General features: G+C 32.9%; 18 protein-coding genes. All 18 read right to left on the minus strand.

Annotation, left to right across the window (positions count from 1 at the left end):
* Positions 1-238: helix-turn-helix domain-containing protein (locus BM077_RS12970; protein ID WP_143062173.1), on the minus strand; the 238-nt coding region annotated here is incomplete at its 3' end.
* A gap of 214 nt (positions 239-452) precedes the next feature.
* Positions 453-1160: an RNA polymerase sporulation sigma factor SigK gene (gene sigK, locus BM077_RS12975; protein ID WP_176941738.1), complete on the minus strand. Its 708-nt coding sequence runs from the start codon at positions 1158-1160 to the stop codon at positions 453-455.
* 87 nt (positions 1161-1247) lie between these two features.
* Positions 1248-1469: a DUF4911 domain-containing protein gene (locus BM077_RS12980; RefSeq protein WP_089751081.1), complete on the minus strand. Its 222-nt coding sequence runs from the start codon at positions 1467-1469 to the stop codon at positions 1248-1250.
* Positions 1470-1471: 2 nt separating this feature from the next.
* Positions 1472-2695: a peptidase U32 family protein gene (locus tag BM077_RS12985; RefSeq protein WP_089751079.1), complete on the minus strand. Its 1224-nt coding sequence runs from the start codon at positions 2693-2695 to the stop codon at positions 1472-1474.
* Positions 2696-2698: 3 nt separating this feature from the next.
* Positions 2699-3352, minus strand: a complete 654-nt coding sequence (locus BM077_RS12990; RefSeq protein ID WP_089751077.1) for an O-methyltransferase — start codon at positions 3350-3352, stop codon at positions 2699-2701.
* 247 nt (positions 3353-3599) lie between these two features.
* Positions 3600-4619 (minus strand): endolytic transglycosylase MltG, encoded by a 1020-nt coding sequence (gene mltG / locus BM077_RS12995; protein ID WP_089751076.1) that lies wholly within the window; start codon positions 4617-4619, stop codon positions 3600-3602.
* Between the two features lie 148 nt (positions 4620-4767).
* The gene (locus BM077_RS13000) at positions 4768-5067 is read right to left on the minus strand and encodes a DUF4258 domain-containing protein (RefSeq protein WP_089751074.1); all 300 of its coding nucleotides are present in this window, start codon (positions 5065-5067) and stop codon (positions 4768-4770) included.
* A gap of 84 nt (positions 5068-5151) precedes the next feature.
* Positions 5152-5430, minus strand: a complete 279-nt coding sequence (locus BM077_RS13005) for a DUF1292 domain-containing protein (RefSeq protein ID WP_089751072.1) — start codon at positions 5428-5430, stop codon at positions 5152-5154.
* 31 nt (positions 5431-5461) lie between these two features.
* The gene (gene ruvX / locus BM077_RS13010) at positions 5462-5869 is read right to left on the minus strand and encodes a Holliday junction resolvase RuvX (RefSeq protein ID WP_089751069.1); all 408 of its coding nucleotides are present in this window, start codon (positions 5867-5869) and stop codon (positions 5462-5464) included.
* A 51-nt stretch (positions 5870-5920) separates the two neighbouring features.
* Positions 5921-8125 (minus strand): hypothetical protein, encoded by a 2205-nt coding sequence (locus BM077_RS13015; protein ID WP_089751067.1) that lies wholly within the window; start codon positions 8123-8125, stop codon positions 5921-5923.
* 25 nt (positions 8126-8150) lie between these two features.
* On the minus strand, positions 8151-8411 hold the full coding sequence (locus tag BM077_RS13020; protein ID WP_089751083.1) for an IreB family regulatory phosphoprotein: 261 nt from the start codon (positions 8409-8411) through the stop codon (positions 8151-8153).
* A gap of 79 nt (positions 8412-8490) precedes the next feature.
* The gene (gene alaS, locus BM077_RS13025) at positions 8491-11118 is read right to left on the minus strand and encodes an alanine--tRNA ligase (protein WP_089751065.1); all 2628 of its coding nucleotides are present in this window, start codon (positions 11116-11118) and stop codon (positions 8491-8493) included.
* A 125-nt stretch (positions 11119-11243) separates the two neighbouring features.
* Positions 11244-12266, minus strand: coding sequence for an AI-2E family transporter (locus tag BM077_RS13030; protein ID WP_089751062.1), 1023 nt, complete (start codon positions 12264-12266; stop codon positions 11244-11246).
* A gap of 18 nt (positions 12267-12284) precedes the next feature.
* Positions 12285-12632, minus strand: a complete 348-nt coding sequence (locus tag BM077_RS13035; protein WP_089751060.1) for a hypothetical protein — start codon at positions 12630-12632, stop codon at positions 12285-12287.
* Between the two features lie 20 nt (positions 12633-12652).
* Positions 12653-13168: a PRC-barrel domain-containing protein gene (locus BM077_RS13040; protein WP_089751057.1), complete on the minus strand. Its 516-nt coding sequence runs from the start codon at positions 13166-13168 to the stop codon at positions 12653-12655.
* Positions 13169-13290: 122 nt separating this feature from the next.
* Complete coding sequence (gene yunB / locus BM077_RS13045; RefSeq protein ID WP_176941737.1) at positions 13291-13935, minus strand: sporulation protein YunB; 645 nt, start codon at positions 13933-13935, stop codon at positions 13291-13293.
* Between the two features lie 70 nt (positions 13936-14005).
* Positions 14006-15226: a tyrosine--tRNA ligase gene (tyrS, locus tag BM077_RS13050; RefSeq protein ID WP_089751053.1), complete on the minus strand. Its 1221-nt coding sequence runs from the start codon at positions 15224-15226 to the stop codon at positions 14006-14008.
* Positions 15227-15442: 216 nt separating this feature from the next.
* A partial coding sequence (locus tag BM077_RS13055; RefSeq protein WP_143018617.1) for an IS30 family transposase occupies positions 15443-15710 on the minus strand: 268 nt, incomplete at its 5' end.

The following is a 15710-nucleotide window of genomic DNA, read 5'->3' on the forward strand; positions in this document are numbered from 1 at the left end:
ATGCCTGTTGGGCTTTCTTAGCATCATATTCTTCTCTAGTTGTATAGTCTGTATTTAATAGTTCTACCTTACCCTTTTTTATTTCTCTGCTTATTGTAGTTCTGTGTCTATCTAGTTCCTCCGCTATTTTAGTTATTGATTTTTCTTGAATATTATATAAATGCTCTATAATTTTTCTTTCTTCCCATTTTAAATGTTTCCCTTTCCTATTTTCTGTGGTATAATTATCTTGACACATGCCTGATACCTCCATAAATGTTTTCTTTGGTTAGTTAACATTATATATGAGGTATTGGTATGTGTCACCTTTTTATTTATCCTGTGCATTTAATTATACAATGTTCCTTTTTTCACAAGTCCTCTATAAGTATATTTATCAATAATATATAATTCTATTCAAAAATTATTAATAAATTTTGTTTTAATAACAAAAATTAAAAAAGAAGGCTAAATTAATAACCTTCTAATAAAAATAATTTATGCAACTTTTCTAATGCTTTCTTTTCTATTCTAGAAACATAAGAACGAGAAATATCCAATTGATTTGCTATTTCTCGCTGAGTAAGTTTCTTTGTATTATTTAAACCATATCTCATCTCAATAACTTTTTTCTCTCTTTCAGTCAAATCACCTAACTTTTGGTATAACTTTTCTTCTGCTAAAGAAAATTCTACTTCATCAGGAACAACATCAAAATCAGTACCTAAAATATCAATTAATGTAATCTCATTACCTTCCTTATCAGCACCTATCGGTTCATGTAATAGAACTTCTCTTTTGGTCTTTTTGTTCTGTCTAAGATGCATCAAAATTTCATTTTCAATACAACGGGAAGCATAAGTTGCTAATTTAACTTTTTTTGAAGGATCATAAGTCTCTATCGCTTTAATTAAGCCAATAGAACCAATCGAAATTAAATCTTCAGTCTCTTCTTTTGAATTATCAAATTTTTTGACGATGTGCGCCACCAAACGCAAGTTATGCTCAATTAAAGCCTTTTTTGCTCCCCTTTCTCCTTCAGCTAATTTTTCTAAGCATTCACTTTCCTCTTCTGGATCTAAAGGATGAGGAAAGACATTATTATTCTTAATATAAGAGATTAAGATCGAAATACCGTCTAATAGGCTACTGCCAATTTGAAAAAAAAGGCCAGGCACCATTTAAAATAACCACCCCCACAATTGACATTAACACTCTACTTATATTTATATGGGGAGTTAATACTATTTGTGCCTGTACAATCTCATTTATTTTTCTATTTCAACAATTTTCAATTTAACTTTATTAGCTAAATCATCCAATATTTCTAAAATTTCTTGTTTATTACTAGGTGGAACCTCTAATTTCATCAAACCCCTTTCACCGCCAACCACCGTCACCATTGCTAAACCTTCATAAGCTTTGATGATCTTGTCTACAAAGGCCATCTCTGACTTTTCTACTTCAATTTTAATAGTAATCGTATCCATCCTTAATCCTTCTTCTCCCTTCTAACTATATCATACTTTTGAACCGGTCGTTCAACTCGAACAGTAATTAACTGATGAGGATGAGGTGCAGCAGGGATTAACTCACCATCTTCATCTTTAATATATTCTAACTTTTCAATAAACGTTCCTGTATTGGGACCAAAAAATTCAACAATATCATCAATAAAAAATTTACTTCTTACTTCAATAATAGCTTCTTCAGTTTCTGGTAAGTATTCTTGTACAATACCCATAAAATCATAATCTCTAGCATATGCTGATGAATCATAATTCTGCTCTTCAGCACCTGGTCGACCAAAATAGAAACCAGTAGTATAATGTCGATGACTAATCTTCTGTAATTCAGTTAACCATTCCTCTTTAAATTGATAACTCTCCGGGTCTTTACTCCACACATCTAAAGCCTGTCTATAGGTACTAGTCACAGTAGCTACATAATGTAAACTCTTCATTCGTCCTTCTATCTTTAAGCTGCTCAAGCCAGCAGTCATTAATTCTGGAATATACTCTATCATACATAAATCTTTAGAATTAAAGATATAAGTTCCATTTTCATCTTCAAAGATAGGATAATACTCGCCAGGGCGTTCTTTTTCCATTAGACTATATTTCCAGCGACAAGAATGAGCACACTGACCACGATTTGCATCACGATTAATCATATAATTGCTTAAAAGACATCTACCAGAATATGAAATACACATCGCTCCATGAATGAATGCTTCTGTACCAATCTTAACCTGTTGATTAATCCCTTTCATCTCATCTAAACTCAATTCTCGCGCTAGAATAACTCTATCAATCCCCTGTTCGCCCCAGAACTTTACACTACGCCAATTAACATTATTAGCTTGCGTACTTAAATGAACCTCTAAGCCAGACGCTACCTCCTTCACTACACTTAAGACTCCAGGATCAGCTACAATTACAGCATCTACCCCAATTTCATTTAATTCAGTTATGTATGATGGTAATCCTTCAAAATCATCATTATGAGGAATCATATTTATCGTAACATAGACCTTAACTCCTCGACTATGAGCAAAATTTAAACCTTTCTTTAATTCTTCTAAACTAAAGTTATTAGCTGCTTCTCTTAAACTAAATGACTTACCACCTACATAGACTGCATCTGCTCCATATAAGACTGCTATCTTCAACTTTTCTAAATTACCTGCTGGTGCTAATAATTCAGGGACTTCCATATTCTATTCCCCCTTACCTAATTTTCGACTAATTGCCAATCCATCACCTAAAGGCAGAATCGATGATTGTAGCTCTTGATGGTCCATCACTATCTCTATATATTCTCTTAAACGATAGGTTAAAGTATCATACCGTGGATGCATTAGTTCATCATTACTTATCATCCCTTTAAACAAAATATTATCAGCTACAATTAAACCTCCGTCATTAATTAATCTTAGAGATTGATTTAAATATTCAATATATTGCCCTTTAGCTGCATCAATAAATATTAGATCAAATCCTTCTTCTAACTGGTCCATTACTTCTACAGCATCACCTACTAATAATTTAATTCTATCATCTAATTCTAAATCATTAAAATTCTTCCTTGCTACTTTAGCATCTCGCTCTTTTAATTCAATAGTCACTATCTCCGCTTGATTGCCTTTAGCTAACCACAGAGTCGAATATCCAGTGGCTGTCCCTAATTCTAATATTCTTTGGGATTGATGAATCGAAATTAATAGCGATAAAAATTGTCCCACTTCTGGATCAACAATTGGAATATTTCTTTCTAATGCTTCTTCCTCTAATCTTCTTAAATCTCCAGTTCGTTCTGGTGTAATCTTTTCCATATAGTCTTGCATAAAATCGGTTAAAATATTTTTACTCATAAATTTCACTTCCTAAAATTAATATTAAAATTCACTATCTGCTTAATATAATATTTTCATATTTAATCATACTCGGTATCTATTATGTCTTAAAAGTAATCTAATATCATGATTAGAACACAAAAAGGTCATATTGAGTAAATTTCGCTACTAGCACTTCGTATTGAAACCAAACGTACAAGAACAGTTTAAGATGGTTGTACCATATCATAATTAAGCGATATTAATTACATAAGAAAACCTTACCCTAATATTTCAACTTATTTTGCAGCCTTAAATGCTCACGGTAAGTCTTACTAAATTTATGACTACCATCATCTAAAGCAAAATAATATAAATAATTAGTCTCTTTAGGATTAAGTGCTGCTTTAATAGAGTCTAAGCCAGGATTATTAATAGGTCCTGGAGGCAACCCAACGTGTTGATAGGTATTATAAGGCGATTCAATTGCTAAATCACTATATAAAATTTTGGACTTATGCTCCGGTAATATATATTGGATAGTAGCATCAATCTGCAAAGCCATATTCTTATCTAGTCGATTGTGAATCACACTAGAGATTAACCTTCTTTCCACATCATACTTAGCTTCTGCTTCTATTAAAGATGCTATTGTGATTACTTCATCTAGAGTAAGACCACTATCTTCAATTTTAGAAATTATTCTTTCATCTAACTCAGCTTTAAACTCCTCTAACATCACTTTAATTATCCCTTTAGGGTTAGTCCCTTTAGGAACCTGATAAGTCTCAGGAAAAAGATAGCCTTCTACATTATACTTTCGTCCTTCATTTTTTACAGCCTGTCCAAATTTGAATCCTCTAGCAGTCTGCAGAAATTCTTTCTTACTAAAAGTAAACTGCTTTGTTATCTCTTGAGCAATCTCTTCTACAGTAAACCCTTCGGGAATAGTAAACTCTTGGGTTATTACCTTACCATTAACTATCTTATCAATCATTTGGTCAATAGACATACCTGTACTTAGATTATAATAACCAGTTTTTAAATCAGATTCAGCCCCTCTAAACCTAACTAAAGCTTTAAAAAGCAAAGGATGGCGGATTAAACCCTTATCGGCTAAGAGATTAGCTATTTGACTACTACTAGCACCTGGCCTAATTAATACCTCATATTCAGAAACACTTTTAGAATTAATTGGACTAGTCAACTCTTCTAAATAAGAAATACCACCTAAAGTAAAAATGAAGAGAATCATAATAATTGCAGCGACTAAATTATGTCTGTTATGTTTATTAAATTTAAACAAGGCTCCCACCCTTTCATTTCATCAAGACTTTAGAAGATTCTTTATCTATTATAAACAATTGCAAGCTATTTAGCAAACAAAAAAATAATACAGAAAGCAAAATTGCTCTCTGTATTATTATAGCCAATATATCTAACTTTGTAACTAATCAAGCAATCTCTTCTAGTAATGTGCCATCTTTAATATGTATATTAGCCCGGTCTATCACTGTGATTACTACTGCCTTGCATTCACGAACTTCAATTATTACAGCCAAATTATTCTCTTGGTCCACAATCGCTATTTCGTCGCCAGAGTCATTATATTCTAGTAGTTTTTCGCCTAAACTAAGAATAATCCCATTTACTAACTCACTATCAATATCCCTTTCTTTCATTCGCTGGAGAGCATGGGTAGTACTCTCAATCCGAAAATACCGACCATCTAAGAAGCATTCCGTCAATAGCATATAAAGCCCCCCTCATTATTAGTTTGTAATCATATTATCTCCATTTGAGGTAGGCTTTATACTTCCAAAAAAAGGAGAAATTAGCTATTGATATAATTCTTCAATTTTATTTTGAACCTTCATTAGTTCCTCTTCACTTGTAACCGGAACTAAAACTTCAGTATCATTCTCATCCTTAGTTAAGCGCAATGCATAACCCTCTCCTAAGTCTAATTCATCTTCCTTAACTAAGATAAAGTACTTTTCATTATCAATATCTAACTCTTCCTCAATAGAAAAGTTAATAGTCTCTCCATCAGTACCTTCTAGAACTGCAACTCCTTCTTCTAGATTAAACTTGTTAATCTTACCTTCTTCTGCCATAATTAATTCACCTCGACTTTTTATTTAATAATTATTGACTATCTAAATAATTCTGTAAAATAACTACAGCTGCCATCTTATCAATGACATCTTTACGTTTGCGACGACTAACATCAGCAGCTAATAATGTCCTTTCAGCTGCTGCCGTTGATAACCTTTCATCCCAGGTAATGATCGGTATCGTAAATTCTTCCTTTAATGCTTCTACAAATTCTAAAGTCTTTTCTGCTCTTGGTCCTAAAGTACCATTCATATTTTTGGGTAATCCAACAACGACCTTTCCAATTTCATACTCATCAATTAAATCTTCTAATTCATTAATCACTTCATTTAGTGAGGTATTTTGTATAACTTTCTTCCCTTGAGCAGTCCAACCTAAAGCATCACTAGCAGCTACTCCTATTCTTTTATCTCCATAATCTAATCCTAAAATTTTCATATTTATCTATATCCCTCATCTTTTATTAGTTGATTCTTAAACTACTGATATCTACAACTCTATCCTTCTAATTACTAAGTAAACAAATGTAACTACAGCGGGTAATAATAAAGTCGCGGTAGCGACTACCCCAGAATCATTCACTAACATAGTTACTATACTACCACATACTACCCCACTAAAGCCATAACGAAGATGGGAGTAATCATCGATTATTTGTCTAACTACTCCTACTGGATATCTAAATAAGATAGCTAGAATAAAGATGAATGCTACAACTACTTTAGTCCAAATAGTCCATCGTAATAGCTTCAGGTTCATACTTAATTTTCTATAAATAATATTGAATACCTCTTTTAAACCATTATTCTTAATTAACAAGACTGTCTTCCCTATATGACTAGCAGATCGTTTAGGACTTAGAGTATCATATAAGACTAGGCTACCAACTAATAGACTTAATACAATTATTATAACCATTACCCGTCTTAAGTTAAACTTATATTCTTTAATTAATCCATAAGTAAAAGTGAAAGCAGCTAATGAAGTTAATAAGCCGCCAAAATTAGCACCTAATTGGGGATAGCCGATCGTTATTACTACAATCGCTGTAACTAAAAGAAATAGATAATGATTCTTCTTTTCTAAAATTGAAAAACGGTCAAAAAACCCAGTGATTCCAATGAGAATTGTACCAATTAATAATCCCATAAACTCATTACCTATCCCATAAAACCGGGCTCCAATTACCGGTGAATAGCCTAAGACTGAAGTTTTAATCAATCTAGCACCCATCCAAATGTCAACGATCAATAACAATGATATTAAATTGAGTACTATTAAAATAGGGTCTAATTCATGAGGAGTTAACCTTTTTAAGAGAAAGGCTAATCCTAGACTAAGTAATATGAATAAACCCGCAACTAAATAAACATCTCCTAAATTAAAAAAGCTAGATAATATTAAAAATACTGGAATTACTAATAAAGACAGTAATAGAACTTCTGTAGAACTCTTAATAAAAGATGTCACCTTATCTTTAAAGATAATTACTAAAGCAGCTAAAGTAAGTACTGCTATCTGCAATAAAATGAAACCCTTAATTAAGATTGGACGCCAAGTAAATGTTCTAGTAATCTGTTCATTTATTTTTACAGCTTTAGCGAATGGTTGGTCGACCTCAACACTTGACACAGGGCTACCTATCATCATAGGAGGTATATCATCTATCCCTACTGAATTTAAGATAGTAGGAGCAATATCTAAATTAGTAATGATTCCTAACCTTCTAGTAGTGCCGGTAGTAAGCAAACCATTTTTAACCCCTGTCCCAGCTAGTATAGTTAATGTAAGGTTCTTTCCCTCCTGTCTTGCTTTATAAGACGGTGTTGGCGTAACAACCATGATTCTTGTCTGTTTTAAATTAATCTTATCTAATATCTTTCCTAATAACTTATCTGCCCGCTGCAAGGCATCCTTTTTAAATTTTTTGAAATCTTTAGGAAGCAATGTCTCTCTTAGCGCCTCCACTCTAGCTGTATCACCAGATTCGATTATAATCAATTCAGCTTCTTCATATAATTCATTAAATTTATTTACTACATATTGCTGACTAGTTACAAAACCAAAAGGATGCCAGTCAGTACTTACTATCGTCTTCTGACTAACATCCCCTAGTTCGATGCTTCCTTTACTGTCAAATCCAATTAGAGCTGCTTCACGCCCTAAATGATATTCTAAACTACTATCTTGATAATCGCTATTACCAATAACCGTTACTTGCTTTCCAGCTTCTTTGAGCACCTGTCCTAAAGCCCCTGGATGAGCTCTATAAGCACCTAATAAATTCTGTTTAATAATCTCTGAAAATCTAATATTGACTATTGATTCTGTTGTCAACTGGTTACCAGTTAAGGCTTGATAGAGCTTGGATACATTCTTCCCCTTATACTTAGTATCTGTATTGAAGGTGTAATTACCTGCTATATCAGTATTAGCCCTTCTACCAGCACCAATAGTTAAGTAAGTGTCAGGTGGGCTTAAACTTCCACTAGTTCTACTATTAGTTAACGCTACCGCCCCTTGATCAATTAAATAATCTAAGTTTGGAGTTGGAATCTTCGAAACTTCATTGATGCTTATCTGATCAATAACAAATAGTATAAATGGTTCATCGGCATCTATACCAGTACTAAAGACCGTGCTTGAAATTAATAATAAAGTTAAAATTACAATCAGGAAGACCACTTTCCTCATAATTGGCTTCACTCCATTATTAATTTTAATTGCTTTCACGCTTTTCTAAATAGTTACGAACTAGCTCTTCAATAATTTCATCTCTTTCAAACCTACGAATCTTACTCCGGGCATCTTGATGACTAGTAATATAAGCAGGGTCTCCTGACAATATATAACCTACAATCTGATTAATTGGGTTATAACCCTTCTCTACTAAGGCTTGATAGACTTCAGCTAAAACTTCGGAAACTTCTTTAATTTCTTCTTTCTTTACCTTAAACATCATTGTTTCATCATTTTTCATTGCTAATCCCACCTTTCCCACCTTACAAATCTTTTAGTAATTAAGTCTTTAAGGCTCTTGAATCTCAGTCAATCTGCAATTATTGATTAGCTATTAGTTCTCTAGCCTTATCAAAGGCTACATCTATCTTCTCAGGTTGACTTCCACCAGCCTGAGCCATATCTGGACGACCTCCGCCGCCGCCACCTGCTACTCTAGCTACCTCACCAATTATCTGACCAGCATTAAAACCTGCCTCTACCAAATCATCACTCACCATACTAACAAATAAAGCTTTTTGACCTAAATCTGAACCTAAAATAATAATTCCAGAATCTAAATTCTGTTTAATATTATCTCCCATCGTTCTAAGGCCGTCAGCGTCCATGCCTTCTACTTTCTCTAAAACAACATTTACTCCATTAATCTCTTCTTGACTTGATACTAATTCATCAGCCTGTGAACTTGCTAGTCTATCTTTTAAGGATGCAACTTCATTTTCTAAACCTTTAATTTCATTTTGTAGTTTATCTACTCTTTCTAAAAGGTTATCCGGAGTCGTCTTTAAAGTCACTGCTATCTGATTAAGTACTTCTTCTTGCCGATTAACATAGGCAACTGCTTCTTTTCCAGTCACAACTTCAATTCTCCGTACACCGGCTGCAATCCCTGTTTCATTTATAATCTTAAAAAGACTTATTTCACCTGTTGCCGCTACATGGGTACCTCCACATAGTTCTAAGCTATAATCTCCAATCTTAACTACCCTTACTTTTTCATCATACTTATCACTAAATAAGGCTGTTGCTCCTAACTCTTTAGCCTCTGCAAGGTCAGTCTCTAAGACTTCTACTTCTAAATTATTCATTATCTGTTGATTAACTATCTTCTCAACCTGCATTAATTCTTCACTACTAACTGCTTCAAAATGAGTAAAATCAAAACGTAATCTTTCCGGTTCTACCAATGAGCCTGACTGTTCTACGTGTTCACCTAAAACTTCTCGTAAAGCTTCATGTAACAGATGAGTAGCAGTATGATTTCTTCTAATATCTTTACGTAATTCTGATTCTACTTTAGCCTCAACCTCAGCATCTGTAGTTAGCTTACCGTCTTCTACTACTACTTTATGTACTATTAATTCAGCTTTTTCTTGTGTATCAACCACTTTTGCTGTTACATTATCATTAATTACAATACCTGTATCACCTATTTGACCTCCACTTTCAGCATAGAAAGGAGTTTTATTCAAAATCACTTGTCCTTCTTGACCGGCATCTAAGCTGTTTACAATTTCATTATCAACGATTATTCTTAAGACTTGAGAATTGCTTGTTAACTTAGTATAACCAACGAATTCAGGCATCTCTATTTCATCTTTAATCTTTTTAAATAATTCAGTCTCAGCATGACCGGAATCATATTCTTCTCTAGCTGCCCGTGCTCTAGCTCTTTGCTTAGCCATAGCCTCTTCAAAACCTTCTATATCGATCTCATAACCTTTTTCTTCGGCAATCTCTTCTGTTAATTCTTTAGGAAAACCATAAGTATCATAAAGCGTAAATACCTTATGACCAGGAATTACTTTAGTATCTTCTTCATCCAATTCATTAATTAGTTCCTCTAAAATTTCCATTCCTTGGTCTAATGTCTCCTGGAATCGGATTTCCTCATTCTTAATTACTTTCATTATCTGTTCTTCTTTTTCGGCAATTTCCGAATATACATCTCCCATTATCTCTACTACAACCGGCACAATCTTATGTAAAAATGGCATTTCTAAATTTAACTTTTTAGCATATCTAACAGCTCTTCTTAAGACTCTTCTAATTACATAGCCACGTCCTTCATTAGATGGCAATACTCCATCACTAATAGCAAAAGTAACACTACGAATATGATCAGCAATAACTCGATAAGCCATAGTAATCTCTTCATTAGTTTGATATTTAAACTCTATATGCTCACTAATAAAATCCATAATCGGCTGGAATAGGTCTGTTTCATAATTTGTATCTACTCCTTGTACAATCGAAGCTAATCTTTCTAATCCCATACCTGTATCTATATTCTTTTGTGGTAGTGGTTTATACTCGCCATCTTCTGTTAAATCATATTGCGTAAAGACTAAATTCCATACTTCACGATAACGATCACACTCACAGCCAAATTCACAATCATCACTACAACCAAACTCTGCTCCCATATCATAATGAATCTCTGAACATGGACCACAAGGCCCAGTACCTATCTCCCAGAAATTTTCATCCTTACCCATACGAACAATTCTATCCTCAGGAACTCCTACCTGCTCTGCCCAAATATCAAATGCTTGATCATCGTCTTTATAGATAGAGATCCAAAATCTATCTGGATTTAACCCCATCTCATCTACTAAAAATTCATAACTCCACTTAATTGCTTCTTCTTTAAAGTAATCACCAAAAGAAAAGTTACCTAGCATTTCAAATAATGTATGATGTCTTGCTGTCTTACCTACATTCTCAATATCATTAGTTCTAATGCACTTCTGTGAAGTAACTATCCTAGTATTAGGTGGAGTAGCTCGTCCATCAAAATAAGGTTTGAAAGGAGCCATCCCCGCGTTAATCCAAAGTAAAGTAGGGTCATCTTTTGGCACTAACGGAGCACTTGGCAGAGCCAAATGCTCATTATCTTCAAAGTAATCTAAGAATTTCTGTCGAATCTCCTTGCTCGTCATTGTCATAATCCATTCTTCCTCCTTTATAGCCTCCATAACTGAAAAGCATCTACTATCTATTATCTATATATACTTAGTTTATATAATACTAAAAAAGGCTTATATTGTCAACTTTCACCTCCACTTATTATTCATATTATTCGACTAATAAAATGATTAATAATCACCTTAATTATTCCAGCAATTGGAACTGCTAATAGCATACCGATAATCCCTAATAACTCCCCTCCTACTAATAACGAAAAGATAATAATAATTGGATGCAAACCAACCTTATCACCTACAATTTTAGGAGAAATCAAACTACTTTCTAATTGTTGGACAATTAAATATAACACTACAACACCTATAATGGCCTGGGTTGACTTAAATGAAACAATAAATAATGCTGGTAGAATTCCGAGGACAACTCCTAAATAAGGAATTAAATTCATTATTCCAGCAAAGATCCCAATTAACAAATAGAACTTTACCTTCAAAATATAAAATCCTAAACTTAGTAATAACCCTACTACTATTGAGACCAAAAGCTGTCCTTTTAAATATCCCCGTAAGACATCATCTATCTTCTTTAATAACTGCTTAACTTCCTTTCTATATGCCTTTGGCACTAACGACCACATATTCTTCTTAATTAGATCAATATCTTTTAGCATGTAAAAAGCTAAAATAGGAGCCATAACTAAACTAAAGAAGCTAGATAATAGACCAATGATCACTTCAGTAGTTCTCTCTACAAATCTAAGTGTAACACTTTGAATTCTACTCAGACTGTTATCGATAATAGTCTGAATCGCAGGTGGTAAGTCAATCCTTTCATACTTATCATTGATCAAATCAATGATATTTTGAATTTCTTTTGCATATACTGGCAACCTTTGAGCTAGAGTATTTAGCTCTTCTATTAAATATGGAGCAGCAAAAAAACCAAATAAAAAGATACCACCGGCAACTAAAAATAAAATTAATGCTAAAGCTAAATTTCGACCTACCCCTCTATTTAATAGACAATCAATAAATGGTTCTACCAAATAAACAATTAAAATCGCTAAAACAAATGGTAGTAGAACGATTCTAACTAGATATAAGAAATATATTATTCCTATTAAGATTAATAATAAAAGAGCTTTCCTTTCTTGTCTAACATCTTCCAGATTTAATCAACTCCTACTTTAGTTAGATTTAGAATCAGGACTTAAATTTTTTAACCTCTCCTCAACCAAGCTAATCTTTTCATTAAACTGTTCGTCATTCTTATTTCTTCCATCCTGCCTTGCTTCATTCGTTTGATTTATAGAGAATTCATTTTGCTTCTGGGATTTATTCAAATTTTTTTCACTTGTATCTCCTAAAATTTCACTTGACAGATTATCTAAATCAATATCTGATTTCGAATTATCCATTTTGAACTTCTTTCTTAGGTTATCAACAACCCCTTCATGCATTAGACTTATAAAAAAAGCACTCGCTACTCCCCCTATTGCTACACCTTTCCAAAATTTCTTACTTAAAAAACTCATACCTATTCACTCCTTCCTATTTATTCTTCATTATTATCCCTATTATTTATTCGCTGGTAATTATCTAAATTAGAAACAATCACTACATCTTTACCATACTTCAAATCATCAGAAACTTGTAGTCTTCCTCTCCCATCTAATATATCTTGTACTAATCCATCAGTAATCTCATAGCCATTTATTTGGCCATTAGTTGAATCTAAAATAATATCTTCTATATTACCTAACTCTTTCCCGTCATCAGTCACTACTCTAGAACCAATTACACTACCATTGGGTCCTGTTAAAAATTCTTTAGTATCATCTAATTTAGTAAGCACCGAATCATCTTCAATAGTGACCGCATCTTCTCCTACACTATGCAACTCTTCATAAGCTATCATCCGACTGCCTTGAAATAAACTTTTATTATTAATTATTAATCCTACAATCCTTTTTTCTTCGGGATCAAATACTACATCTTCAATAGCACCTATCTCCTCACCAGTTTGTAAGTTGATTACTGGTAAATCTATAATTTCATACCCTTTATGCATATTCAACCTCCTCACCAAACCAATGTGTTTTTTATTATATCCTTAATGTCTATTTTATAAACAAATAAGAAGTTTTTAAAAATTGGAAAGCCGCTTAGAAATTCTAAGCGGCTTAAACATTACTAATTTTCTTTTGTACTAATCAATCCTTTTTCTAAACCAACATAAACTTTTGGAACTCTACCAACTATTACTGCCTCACTCAAAGGAACTGTTGTCTGTACTCTAATAGTATTACTCATAAACGGAACTACAACTTTCACTTTAGCAGTAACCTCTAAGTCAATCTTATGCCGCGTTTGATTAATGCCAGCCGATTGAAAATAATCAACTATATCAGTTTCTACTGAATTATAAGGAACTATTTTTGCATCTAATTGTGGACCATACTTTGCTAAAACTTGAATTCCAAACACCTGCATAATAGGCAATTGAACCTTATTATTATCAATCTGTTTTAAATATTTTTGAATTCCTAAGGTAAGCTGAGAAGAAATTTTATTTATTTTATGTAAGTTTGGTTGCATTAATATGATATTTCCCTGCTGGTCAGTCTTAGTCGTTACTAAATCACCATATTTAAACTGATTCGATTTCTCATAAACTGCTTTATTAATCATTTCTGTAGCTAATCCAGCAACTTTAACTTTAGAAACTTCTCTTAAGATCGGTCTTAAAGTATTTTCTACTAACAATACTACTGCAAATGATATAATAATAGTGCCTAACAATATTAAAGCTAATAACCTTTTAAAGGAAATATTCAAAATAACCACCTCTTAACAGCCTATGTGCTAAAAGGTGGTTACGTGAATAAAATCTAATTAATTTTTAAATTTAATTTAATACTATCTTTGCAAATCTTCTCTTACCTATTCTTACTATCATACCATCTTTAACTTCAACATCTAAATTAATCTTATCATACTTTTCATCATCAATCTTAACTGCTCCCTGTTTAATCATTCTTCGGGCTTGACTATTACTATCGACCAAGCCAGTAGCAGCCACTAACTTAACAATCCACATCTCTCCATCTTCTAAGGCATCACTCTTAATCTCTACCTCTGGCATATCATCAGGGAGTTTCCCTTCTTTAAACACCCTTTCAAACTCTTTTGCTGCTTCTTTAGCTGCTGCTTCATCATAATATTTAATAACTATTGTCTTAGCTAACCTCTTTTTAGCTTCCATAGGATGTACTTCTCCATTATTAATCCCTGACTTAAGGTCTTTTAACTCTTCTAAAGAAATATCAGTTAGCAATTCAAAATAACGAATTAACAATTTATCAGGAATAGACATTACTTTACCATACATATCACTTGGTTTATCATTAATTCCTATGTAATTACCTAAGCTCTTGCTCATCTTTTTAACCCCGTCTAATCCTTCTAAAATCGGCATCATAACAATAACTTGTGGATCTTGTCCGTACTCTTTCTGTAAATCTCGACCTACTAATAGGTTGAACTTTTGGTCTGTTCCTCCTAGTTCTACATCGGCCTCAATCGCAACTGAATCATAACCTTGCATCAACGGATAGAAGAATTCATGGATACTAATTGCTTGATTATTCTTATATCTTTGCGAAAAATCCTCGCGTTCTAGCATCCTTGCTACTGTATAATTAGCAGATAAATTAATAACATCTGTAAAATCCATCTCTCCTAACCATTCACTATTAAAGACTAACTCTGTCTTATCAGGATCTAAAACTTTAAAAATCTGTTCTTGGTAAGTCTTAGCATTCTCTTTAATCTGCTCTTCTGTTAACTGTGGACGAGTCTTTGACTTTCCTGTTGGGTCACCAATTCGACCAGTAAAATCACCAATAAGCAGAATAACTTGATGACCTAAGTCTTGAAACTGCTTTAATTTCTGTAAGACAACCGTATGCCCCAAATGAATATCCGGCGCACTTGGGTCTAAACCTAATTTTACTCTTAATGGCCTATCTTCTTCTGCTGCTTTCTCTAACTTCTTCTTTAACTCTTCTTCAGAAATTAATTCTGCAACCCCGCGGTTAATAACTTTTAATTGTTCTTCAATCTTCATATCTACTGCCTCCTATACTAAAAAATCTTTCTATTTATATTTCATTTTGTACTAAAGTTTAATTTTATCTAAAATACTAATTTCAAATATGCTATAACATTATAACATAGCCTAAATAAAATATCAATGGTTCTTAACCTTTGCTAAGAATTTTATTAATTGCAAGGTTAAATGCACGGTTTTTTGAAAAATTATACCTACATATATAATTGCTTTCTAAGCTGCTTCTAATTTCTTTTCATAAACATCATTTGAAGTCTTAAAATCAAATATCTTTCTAGGATAGTTATTCATCCACTTTTGTATCCGCTTTATTTCATTTCTGCTATATTCTTTAAAACTTCTTCCTTTAGGAATAAACCTTCTTATCATTTTATTAAGATTTTCATTACTACCTCTCTGCCATGAGCAGTAAGCATCTGCATAGTAATGTTTTGTCCTAGGAATACTACTTTTTGTAATCGAAGTTTCTACACTTTTATAA

Origin of the sequence: Candidatus Frackibacter sp. WG13, assembly GCF_900114655.1 — a bacterium.
In the GTDB taxonomy this organism is placed as follows: Bacteria; Bacillota; Halanaerobiia; order Halobacteroidales; family Acetohalobiaceae; genus Frackibacter.

Bases quoted from the DNA above. Each gene is read 5' to 3' on its own strand.
- BM077_RS13015 (WP_089751067.1), bottom strand. From the start codon at position 8,125: ATGAGGAAAGTGGTCTTCCTGATTGTAATTTTAACTTTATTATTAATT.
- tyrS (WP_089751053.1), bottom strand. From the start codon at position 15,226: ATGAAGATTGAAGAACAATTAAAAGTTATTAACCGCGGGGTTGCAGAA.
- BM077_RS13040 (WP_089751057.1), bottom strand. From the start codon at position 13,168: ATGCATAAAGGGTATGAAATTATAGATTTACCAGTAATCAACTTACAA.
- BM077_RS12980 (WP_089751081.1), bottom strand. From the start codon at position 1,469: ATGGATACGATTACTATTAAAATTGAAGTAGAAAAGTCAGAGATGGCC.
- alaS (WP_089751065.1), bottom strand. From the start codon at position 11,118: ATGACAATGACGAGCAAGGAGATTCGACAGAAATTCTTAGATTACTTT.
- ruvX (WP_089751069.1), bottom strand. From the start codon at position 5,869: ATGAAAATTTTAGGATTAGATTATGGAGATAAAAGAATAGGAGTAGCT.
- BM077_RS12990 (WP_089751077.1), bottom strand. From the start codon at position 3,352: ATGAGTAAAAATATTTTAACCGATTTTATGCAAGACTATATGGAAAAG.
- sigK (WP_176941738.1), bottom strand. From the start codon at position 1,160: ATGGTGCCTGGCCTTTTTTTTCAAATTGGCAGTAGCCTATTAGACGGT.
- BM077_RS12985 (WP_089751079.1), bottom strand. From the start codon at position 2,695: ATGGAAGTCCCTGAATTATTAGCACCAGCAGGTAATTTAGAAAAGTTG.
- BM077_RS13035 (WP_089751060.1), bottom strand. From the start codon at position 12,632: ATGAGTTTTTTAAGTAAGAAATTTTGGAAAGGTGTAGCAATAGGGGGA.
- BM077_RS13005 (WP_089751072.1), bottom strand. From the start codon at position 5,430: ATGGCAGAAGAAGGTAAGATTAACAAGTTTAATCTAGAAGAAGGAGTT.
- BM077_RS13000 (WP_089751074.1), bottom strand. From the start codon at position 5,067: ATGCTATTGACGGAATGCTTCTTAGATGGTCGGTATTTTCGGATTGAG.
- BM077_RS13020 (WP_089751083.1), bottom strand. From the start codon at position 8,411: ATGAAAAATGATGAAACAATGATGTTTAAGGTAAAGAAAGAAGAAATT.